This is a genomic window from Streptococcus sp. HMSC071D03, assembly GCF_001812125.1.
GTDB classification, from domain to species: domain Bacteria; phylum Bacillota; class Bacilli; order Lactobacillales; family Streptococcaceae; genus Streptococcus; species Streptococcus pseudopneumoniae_N.
In genome coordinates, this window is the sequence record NZ_KV807707.1 from 39,157 (window position 1) to 48,323 (window position 9,167).

The 9,167-nt window shown below is 41.9% G+C and carries 10 protein-coding genes; all 10 read right to left on the minus strand.

The window, feature by feature from the left end:
• Positions 1–18 precede the first annotated feature (18 nt).
• Positions 19–633, minus strand: a complete 615-nt coding sequence (locus HMPREF2837_RS01335; protein ID WP_049548849.1) for a uridine kinase family protein — start codon at positions 631–633, stop codon at positions 19–21.
• A complete protein-coding gene (nrdG, locus tag HMPREF2837_RS01340) occupies positions 630–1,226 on the minus strand; it encodes an anaerobic ribonucleoside-triphosphate reductase activating protein (protein ID WP_075230547.1) in 597 nt (198 codons plus the stop codon). The genes HMPREF2837_RS01335 and nrdG overlap by 4 nt, the downstream gene beginning before the upstream one ends.
• A gap of 4 nt (positions 1,227–1,230) precedes the next feature.
• Positions 1,231–1,731 (minus strand): GNAT family N-acetyltransferase, encoded by a 501-nt coding sequence (locus HMPREF2837_RS01345; RefSeq protein ID WP_049548851.1) that lies wholly within the window; start codon positions 1,729–1,731, stop codon positions 1,231–1,233.
• Positions 1,732–1,768: 37 nt separating this feature from the next.
• Positions 1,769–1,909 (minus strand): hypothetical protein, encoded by a 141-nt coding sequence (locus tag HMPREF2837_RS11040; protein WP_000521609.1) that lies wholly within the window; start codon positions 1,907–1,909, stop codon positions 1,769–1,771.
• Positions 1,910–1,920: 11 nt separating this feature from the next.
• Positions 1,921–4,128 carry an anaerobic ribonucleoside-triphosphate reductase gene (gene nrdD / locus HMPREF2837_RS01350; protein ID WP_049548852.1) on the minus strand — a complete coding sequence of 736 codons (2,208 nt, stop codon included), beginning with the start codon at positions 4,126–4,128 and terminating at the stop codon, positions 1,921–1,923.
• Positions 4,129–4,246: 118 nt separating this feature from the next.
• Positions 4,247–5,800, minus strand: a complete 1,554-nt coding sequence (locus tag HMPREF2837_RS01355; RefSeq protein ID WP_049548853.1) for a damage-inducible protein CinA — start codon at positions 5,798–5,800, stop codon at positions 4,247–4,249.
• 44 nt (positions 5,801–5,844) lie between these two features.
• Positions 5,845–5,979: a hypothetical protein gene (locus HMPREF2837_RS11580; RefSeq protein ID WP_261674327.1), complete on the minus strand. Its 135-nt coding sequence runs from the start codon at positions 5,977–5,979 to the stop codon at positions 5,845–5,847.
• 89 nt (positions 5,980–6,068) lie between these two features.
• A complete protein-coding gene (gene mnmG / locus HMPREF2837_RS01360) occupies positions 6,069–7,985 on the minus strand; it encodes a tRNA uridine-5-carboxymethylaminomethyl(34) synthesis enzyme MnmG (protein WP_049548854.1) in 1,917 nt (638 codons plus the stop codon).
• On the minus strand, positions 7,975–8,406 hold the full coding sequence (locus HMPREF2837_RS01365) for an NUDIX hydrolase (protein ID WP_049548855.1): 432 nt from the start codon (positions 8,404–8,406) through the stop codon (positions 7,975–7,977). The genes mnmG and HMPREF2837_RS01365 overlap by 11 nt, the downstream gene beginning before the upstream one ends.
• Positions 8,407–8,414: 8 nt before the next feature.
• Positions 8,415–8,870, minus strand: coding sequence for an NUDIX hydrolase (locus tag HMPREF2837_RS01370; RefSeq protein ID WP_049548856.1), 456 nt, complete (start codon positions 8,868–8,870; stop codon positions 8,415–8,417).
• Positions 8,871–9,167: the final 297 nt, after the last annotated feature.

Below are 9,167 nucleotides of genomic sequence, written 5' to 3' on the forward strand. Positions count from 1 at the left end.
TTTCTTCTATACATAGTGTCAATATTTGATGATAAATTGATCCCCTGATTGATCCACCAAGATATCTGCCATTGACTCGGTTGTTTTATAGTATCGTAGATACTGCTCTCGTCTCATCTGCTGACTAGCCAATATAAATTTTGTATCCCGATTTCTCACAGTCGTATCTCGAGCTAGACGTCTCTTTAATTCTGTCTCTTCATCCGTGTAGAAACAAACAGTTTTATCAAAGAGTTCCTTTGGTAGAAAACCCACAGACATCCCTTCGACTATCAGAATTGGTTTTGCTCCCGATAAGATCTCACTAGCCTTCCAAGGTTCTTCTATTGTCAAGACATCCATACCCGCCTGCAAAGCGAGGATATCTCTTTGTAAACTTGCCAGCTCATGCGCTACTGGTAAACATGCTGTCACCTTTTGGTCCGGTGTCTCTTTAGGTACCACTAAATGTCGTTCCGAAGTAATATAGGGATCTGTTTCTAGTAAATTTACCTTTTGGGAATCAAGTTCTTGGTACAATTCTTGAGCAAAAGTTGATTTTCCTGAGGCTCCATGGCCGTAGATACCTAGCGTTTTTACTTTTCCAGACTCTATTTCTGATACTAGTCTTTCTACTAACTCTTTTTTCTTCATTCTCTCTTCACCTGTTCATAGCTTTCTTTTCCATCATTAAGCTTGTCCCAAATAACTACTTTTCCACTTTGCAGAGATTTTTGCACATCTATAATCCGCTGATTAGAAGAGCCTCGGAACTGGAGCATGAGATTGCGCTTGCTTTTATCATAACGACCATCGACCAGGATATCAATCAACGACAAGAGTTCCAGTTTGTCTGGAGTCTCCAGCATCATTTCTTCCCAAGTGTAGCCCGTCCAGGACCAGATATCTTTTTCTGGCAATTCCTTACGAATGCGTTTTACGAGAGGTAAGATTATACCTGTATTGAGGAAAGGCTCTCCTCCTAATAAAGTCAATCCTTGAACATAGGGTTGGGCCAGATCTGCCATGATTTGTTCTTCTAACTCTGGCGTATACGGGATACCAGCATTGAAAGACCAGGTCGCAACATTATAACAGCCCTCGCAGTGAAACATACAACCTGCTACATAGAGAGAATTGCGTACCCCCTCTCCATCGACAAAGTTAAAAGCCTTATAGTCAATGATACGCCCTTGACTGAGTTCTTCACTCTTCCACTCTCCTGGTTTTGGTGTATTCCATGTCATCCTTCTACTCCAACTCTATCCAATAGCGCTCCGTTCCATTTCGAACATCCTCATAGACACCGCCGTTAGCTAAGATAACAGCTCGGCTGGCAGGATTTTCCGTGCTACAAGTCACAAGCGCTCGTTTGATATTCTTTTCCTTAGCAATTTGTAGACCTTGTCGGAGGGACTCTTTGGCGTAGCCCTTGCCTCTTTCAGACGGTCGGATGGAATAGCCAATATGGCCAGCATGATTCAGCAATCCCTCATTTAGTCTCAGCCGTAGATTCAAAAAACCTAGAGCATAGCCTGATTTATCAAACAATACGAACTGAATTGATGGAACGCGATTTTCCAGCAATCCTATTCCCATTTCTTTATTTCGGCTAGTTTCTAGCCAGTCCTCGTAAGAGAAATTCTCAATATCCCAAAATCCGCCATTGTGGGTCGATTGGGTCTCTTCAAACTCCTCTATCATATCTAGAACAGCTTCCTTATCCGCCAATGTCGGCCTGCGTAATATCATCTTTACCTCCAACTAAGAGAAAAGCGAGAGCGGACTCTCACTTTTTCTTATTCTTATTTAAAAATTGCTCTCTTAGGCTAGCCACTCGGTCTTTTTTATTACCTCCACCTTTTGAATGTTTCTCGTGGAACCGTTGAACCAAGGCCTTCCCCTTATCGTCTAATTGATATTTTCCCATTCTATTTCTTTCTAACTTCTTACTTCATGTCCTGCTGTTTTGATAGTAGAACCGTTCATGTGTTTGACACGCGCAGCAATTTCCTTGTGGCGTCCATTAACCATCGGACGCGCTTGTGGATTCCCAAGATAACCACAGGTCCGTTTAACCACGTCTACTGTTTTAGGATCGTTATTTCCACAGTTAGGACAAGCAAACCCTCTCTCTGTCGGCTCAAAATCTCCTTCAAAATCACACTTGTAACAGCGGTCAATTGGAGTATTGGTTCCGAGATAACCTACACGGTCATAAGCATAATCCCAAACAGCTTCCAAGGCCTTTGGATTTTGTTGAAGAACTGGATACTCACAGTAGTGGATGAAGCCACCTGATGCACCCGCTTCTGGATAAACCTTTTCAAAATCTAGTTTTTCAAAAGGAGTTGGATTTTTACGCACATCATAATGGAAGGAATTTGTGTAGTATTCTTTATCAGTAATGTCTGGAATAGAGCCGAATTTCTCCGTATCCAAACGACAGAAACGGTCCGTTAAACTTTCAGATGGTGTTGAATAAATAGAGAAGTGATACCCATATTGGTCTGACCACTCTTCCACTCGATGTTTCATATCTCGAATGATATCAAGGGTGAATTCTTTAGCTTCCGGATTGGTTTCCCAATTGTTGCCAAAGAATACTGTCGCTACTTCATAAAGTCCAATGTAGCCAAGCGAAACAGTAGCACGACGGTTCTTAAAGAGCTCGTCAACACTTTCTTCTTTACCAAGACGACGTCCGAAGGCACCATATTGATAAAGAATTGGTGCATTAGCTGGAGTGGCTTCCTTGGTTCTTTCCACACGATAAACTAGAGCATCTTCAGCAATATTCATGCGCTCATTGAAAATTTCCCAGAACTTATTCAAGTCGCCTTCTGATTCGAGGGCAATACGAGGAAGATTGACCGTCACCACCCCTAGATTCATACGGCCAGAGTTAACTTCAACTCCATTTTCATCCTTCCATCCTTGAAGGAATGAACGACATCCCATCGGAACCTTGAAGGAACCTGTCAATTCGATAATCTTATCGTAAGACAAGACATCTGGGTACATCCGTTTAGTTGCGCATTCGAGCGCCAACTGCTTGATGTCGTAGTTAGGTGAACCTTCCTCCAGATTAAGTCCTCTTTTTAGCGTAAAGATGAGTTTAGGGAAGATGGCTGTACGGTGTTCTGAACCAAGCCCCTTGATTCGAATGTTCAAGATAGCCTTTTGAATTTCGCGTTCAAAACGATTGGTTCCTAGACCAAAACCAAGAGAAGTAAAGGGTGTTTGCCCATTTGATGTAAAGAGGGTATTAATCTCGTACTCTAGAGATTGCATGGCATCGTAGATGTCTTTTTGGGTTTTCTTCCAGGCGTACTCCTCACGCTTGTCAGGTAGTACCCATTCCTCTGCATCTTTGAGGTGTTTTTGGTAATTTTTTTCTGCATAAGGAGCCAAAACTTCATCAATACGGTCTGCTGAACAGCCTCCATACTGACTTGATGCAACGTTGGCGATGATTTGTGAAATCTGCGCTGTCGCAGTTTGGATAGACTTGGGGCTCTCTACCTCAGCATTCCCAATCTTAAAACCATTTTTCAACATGCCCTTGAAATCAATCAGACAGCAGTTGGTCATCGGGGTGTAAGGGCTATAGTCCAAATCGTGATAGTGGATATCCCCTTTTTGGTGGGCATTAGCCACATGCTTAGGAAGCATTTGAAGACCGATTGATTTCCCAACAATCCCCGCCGTCAAATCACGCTGGGTATTAAAAACATCACTATCTTTATTAGCATTCTCATTGACAACTGCCTGGTCTTTGTTGAGAAGTTTATGGATACTGAAATTGATATCTGTTGCTTTTGAACGCTCAAAATCCCTTTGAGTTCGATAAGTGATATATTCCTCTGCCAAGGCATATTCTTTAGCTTCCAATAACTCATGTTCTACGATGTTTTGGATTTCATAAATTTTTACACCTTGAGGAAAGCGACTATGAATCTCTTCTACAATACGTTCAATTAGAGTATTAAGACGCTTTTCTACCAAGGGGGTTACATCCATGACTTTTTCTGCAGCCTTGTGTAAGGCTTTATCAATCTTATCTACATCAAAAATGACGCGTCTACCGTCACGCTTTTCAACAAATAAGGTTGGATCAGGGTTTGTTTTCTCTTCCAATACAATCATATCCAGGCTCTTTTCTAAAAATAGTATCTAAAAAGTATTATATCACTAAAAAAATAAAAATCAATATCTAGTGTAAAAATTCCTATTTTCATAAAATTTACACTAGATATTGATTATTTTATTTTAATTTGTAAAGTTTAAAGTCTTTGAATTCACTTTGAACTGGTTGGTAGCTTTCTGCTAGAAGCTGTTCCACTTCCGTCCAGAGAGCTGTTTTGGTATTGACCACAATCACTTTAGGCTGATTATCGCGTAAATCATTGACAAGTTTGCTACGATTTGCATCAAGGCCAGTATATAATTTTGGTGATAGCAACTGACTAGCTGCTAAACGTTCACTAGTCTTATAACCATTAGCAAGATCATCCCATATATAAATACGATCGGTTGCCTGCGTTTGTCCTTTAACCATAGTTTCCATACGAGCACGTTCTTGATATTGTTCTGAGTGAAGAACATAACGGGCTACCAGAGGAGCCAAAAATAGGTAGGCCAAAGCTAAAACTGGCAAATAGACATTACCCTGAAGAAATACTGCCAATATTGAGGGTACTTCTCGATGTTTTCTACGACGATTAGCTCCTTCTAATTTCCCAGTTCGAATATGAGTCAATAAAAGAATGGACAAGAAAGGAAGAAACTCAGCTAGACGACTTCCATGGATCGGTTCGGTAGAGAAAATTTCTAAACAAACTAACAATAGGATTGCTACTGAAGCAAAAATGGATAAGACGTATTGCTTGGTTGGTTTAGACTGGAAGAGTCCTGTAAATACGAGCCTTAATCCTCCAAGACCAATTGTTAACAATCCATAAAAAAGGAGGTTGTCCAGTAAGGCTGGATTGGACATAAATTTCAAACTATCTACTGGATAGAGGATCTGACTGATAGCGTTCCCAAAACTCCCATTATAAGCCGTATAGTAACCAATTGGATAAAAGAAGAGCGAGAATCCAAGACCAGCTGCAAAGAATTGATAGAGCCCATGAACAAAGCGACCACGCCCAATATTAAAGGCTAACAAAGCAAAGAATAAGACTAGAGCATATAAAGTTGTGACGAGAGGGGCGAAGAAAAATGCTAGAGCCAGGCTAATCCCAATACGCACGAAACCTTTGTCATGATTATACTCTACCAAATACCTAGTTACTAAACTGAGAGCGTAAAACAGGAATGGAAGGGCCAAAATAGTGGCATAGCCACCGCCAAAGCTAAGTCCTCCAGCAAGAAGATAAAAGATGGTCAACACTTGTTGCGACTGCTTGTTCTCCTCCGTCAAGGTATAAGTTGAACGGAAAAGAAAAATCCCAGCACCCACTAGAGCAAGCCAAGTAAAGGCGGCAAACAAAATACTACCCTTGCTTAGATACTGTAAAAAGTAATAGAGAAGACCACTCGTTCCAAAATAGTCTGTGTAGATATCTCCCCCCTGGTGCATAGCCCATCCGATATAAAAATCTTGTGCCTGCTCTGGGCTAGTTAGTCCTAGCAAGAAAGGAAGAACTACAGATACAAGTACAACTAGAGTGCTCCAGATTAGGATCTTAAATAATGGTAAGGGAGCAAATGAACTTGGTTCATCCTCGAAACGCTCCTCTCTCCCAACTAAATCATCCTGAATTCCCGTCCAAGATGGAGTTGGTTCCTCTTCTAATCTGCCATATACGTTCATTCATTCTCTCCTATGTTTTAATTTGTTCTAGTATATCAAAAAGTCTAAATCTTGTCAGCCTGTGGTGGCCATTTGTCTAACTTTTGACAGAGACTAGCGAAGCGTTCAATCTCATAAAAACGATGATAGGAAGCATTTTTATAGTGGTCTAAAAAATTTTTTTCTTCTACCGTCAGCATGGTCATTCCTCCTTTTCTCTTTATTCGAAAATGGAGGACGATTCTATCAAAAAAGCTGAATTCCCAAAAGAGAATTCAGCACTTTATCTTTAGTCAGCCTTTTTTTCTAAATTTTTTGAAATGCTTCGATTTTTACCTTCCAGATACACCATAAGAATGGAGATATCTGCTGGGTTAACCCCAGAAATACGACTAGCTTGACCGATAGTTTCCGGATTGATGAGTTTGAACTTCTGGCGAGCCTCAGTCGCGATGGAATCAATGTCATCCCAGTCGATGTTGGCTGGAATACGTTTTTCTTCCATGCGTTTCATCTTGGCAACCTGATCCATGGCTTTTGAGATGTAGCCTTCGTACTTGATTTCTGTTTCAATCAATTCGATAATCTTGTCATCTAACTCTTCAGCAGCAGGTCCAATAAAGGCTACCACATCTTGGTAAGAGACTTCTGGACGACGGAGGAACTCCTTGGCAGTGACTGCATCTGTCAATGGTTTGAAGCCCATTGCTTCAACCTTAGCATTGGTTTCCTCGACTGGCTTGAGTTTGATGCTATCCAAACGCTTCATCTCATTGTCAAATTGATTTTTCTTAATTTCAAAACGAGCCCAACGTTCATCATCTACAAGACCAATCTCGCGTCCCATCTCAGTCAAGCGCATATCGGCATTATCATGACGGAGAATGAGGCGATATTCAGCACGACTGGTCAAGAGACGGTAAGGTTCAATGGTTCCCTTGGTCACCAAGTCATCAATCATAACCCCGATATAACCGTCACTGCGCTTCAAAATTAACTCAGGCTTACCTTGGATTTTCAGAGCCGCATTGATACCTGCGATAATCCCTTGGCCTGCTGCCTCTTCGTAACCAGATGTACCATTTGTCTGGCCAGCTGTGAAAAGCCCTGAGATTTTCTTGGTTTCCAGAGTCGCACGCAACTGGTGTGGTAAGACCATATCATACTCAATGGCATAACCAGTTCGCATCATTTCTGCATTTTCCAAACCTTTGATAGAATGCACCAGCTCACGCTGGACATCCTCAGGCAGACTGGTTGAGAGGCCTTGCACATAGACTTCCTCTGTATTGCGCCCTTCTGGCTCAAGGAAGAGTTGGTGGCGTTCCTTGTCTGCAAAGCGCACAATCTTGTCCTCGATTGACGGACAGTAACGAGGCCCTACTCCCTTGACCACACCTGTAAACATAGGCGCACGGTGGAGGTTGTTTTGGATAATCTCATGGCTGGTACCATTGGTATAGGTCAACCAGCATGGCACTTGGTCCTTGACATAGTCCTCATCACGTGAAGTGTATGAGAAGTGATTTGGCGCTTCGTCTCCTGGCTGAATCTCTGTCACATCGTAGTTGATAGAGGAAGCCTTGACACGTGGAGGCGTCCCTGTCTTGAAACGACCGATTTCGAGCCCCAGTTCCTTGAGATTGTCAGCAAGGTTAATAGAAGCTAGGCTGTGGTTAGGACCTGACGAGTACTTGAGGTCTCCGATGATGATTTCCCCACGGAGGGCTGTCCCTGTCGTCACGATAACGGCCTTGGCAGCGTACTCTTGATGGGTCGCTGTACGCACACCGACAACCTTGCCATCTTCTACTAAAATCTCATCAATCATGGTCTGGCGAAGAGTGAGATTTTCTTGATTTTCAACCGTTTTGCGCATTTCCTTAGAGTAAAGCTCCTTGTCAGCCTGCGCACGAAGAGCTCGAACTGCTGGACCTTTCCCAGTGTTAAGCATCTTCATCTGGATATAAGTCTTGTCAATGGTCTTAGCCATTTCTCCACCGAGAGCGTCGACTTCACGCACAACAATTCCCTTGGCAGAACCACCGATAGAGGGATTACATGGCATGAAAGCCAACATTTCAATGTTGATGGTCGCAAGCAAGACCTTGCAGCCCATACGGCTAGCTGCTAGAGATGCTTCTACCCCAGCGTGTCCCGCACCGATAACTATAATATCGTATTCTTCAGTAAAATTATAAGTCATTTCTTAACCTTTCAAAAATTTCTCGTAAATAAGGAACTAACTTCTCCTCCTCTAGAGCTTGAGCCATAGTAACCCATTTAAAGTGCGTATGCTCTTCAGGATCTAATCTGATAATTGGCTTCTCCCCAACCCACTCTGCTTTATAAACTAAGCGAGTAAAGACAGTATCCTTAGTGGTATCCAGTTGACTATCTTCGTGAAGAAGTTTGAGCGAACTGCTGTCTAGCCTAACTCCCGCTTCTTCAACACATTCTCTAAGAGCTCCATCTCGCGGAAGTTCACCCTTTTCAACCCCGCCACCAGGAATATCCCAGTAAGTTGGATAAACGTTGGGTTGTCCTCTTTTAATTTCCGAACGCTGAATGAGCAAATAATCACCACCACTATGAACAAGCACATGGGCAATAAGCTTAACCATCATTTTCTTTCCTATTCTTCAAGATGAATGTGTCTTAGTTGGCCGTTCCAAGCTGGCAAAGCTGTTTTTAAAAAGGCTGGAACCAGCTGGATATTCTGGAGTTTATCCAAATCAATCCACTCACAGGGCTGCGTTTTTTCATCTTCCTGCATGGTCAACGGTGCATCCTCAAGTAAGTCCACCAGATAATGAAACTCGATATTGTGATAATAGACACCGTCTTGTTCAAAACGATTTTCAACTACAAAAGCTAGTTGCCCAGCTTGAGCTTTGACACCCAGTTCTTCCCTCACTTCACGCACTACCGCGTCTTCCGTTCTCTCATTGACTTGAATCGCACCACCAATAGTGTAATACTTGCCCTTGTCTTGGGTAACTAGAAGCTTGTGATTTTGGACAATCAAGGCTGTCGCCCGAACTCCAAAAACCGTATGTTCTACTTTTGTCCGAAAGTCTTGTTGAATCATCTTTTTTCCTTTCCTCTAAACGACACAAAAACAGTCAAAACTCCAAAGAAGTGCAGGACAAAAAAGCCTGCAACATCCATGAGCTTTGACCATCATTTCTATTGTTTTTATTATTGTAGCAAATTGAGAAAATTTGTCAATCTAAATGTACTATAAAAAGGATAACCAAAAAAATTTTTTAAGCCAATTATACTCAATTATGTACTTTATTTAAGTGAACACTGGAAATTTTTTACTACTCTCAATTCAGTTGAAAATGTACTTTATTTAAGTGAAAACTAAAAAATTTTCAAATGT

Excerpts from the sequence above, each read along its gene's own strand:
- HMPREF2837_RS01335 (WP_049548849.1), bottom strand. The coding sequence starts at position 633 with ATGAAGAAAAAAGAGTTAGTAGAAAGACTAGTATCAGAAATAGAGTCT.
- nrdG (WP_075230547.1), bottom strand. The coding sequence starts at position 1,226 with ATGACATGGAATACACCAAAACCAGGAGAGTGGAAGAGTGAAGAACTC.
- HMPREF2837_RS01345 (WP_049548851.1), bottom strand. The coding sequence starts at position 1,731 with ATGATATTACGCAGGCCGACATTGGCGGATAAGGAAGCTGTTCTAGAT.
- HMPREF2837_RS11040 (WP_000521609.1), bottom strand. The coding sequence starts at position 1,909 with ATGGGAAAATATCAATTAGACGATAAGGGGAAGGCCTTGGTTCAACGG.
- nrdD (WP_049548852.1), bottom strand. The coding sequence starts at position 4,128 with ATGATTGTATTGGAAGAGAAAACAAACCCTGATCCAACCTTATTTGTT.
- HMPREF2837_RS01355 (WP_049548853.1), bottom strand. The coding sequence starts at position 5,800 with ATGAACGTATATGGCAGATTAGAAGAGGAACCAACTCCATCTTGGACG.
- HMPREF2837_RS11580 (WP_261674327.1), bottom strand. The coding sequence starts at position 5,979 with ATGCTGACGGTAGAAGAAAAAAATTTTTTAGACCACTATAAAAATGCT.
- mnmG (WP_049548854.1), bottom strand. The coding sequence starts at position 7,985 with ATGACTTATAATTTTACTGAAGAATACGATATTATAGTTATCGGTGCG.
- HMPREF2837_RS01365 (WP_049548855.1), bottom strand. The coding sequence starts at position 8,406 with ATGATGGTTAAGCTTATTGCCCATGTGCTTGTTCATAGTGGTGGTGAT.
- HMPREF2837_RS01370 (WP_049548856.1), bottom strand. The coding sequence starts at position 8,870 with ATGATTCAACAAGACTTTCGGACAAAAGTAGAACATACGGTTTTTGGA.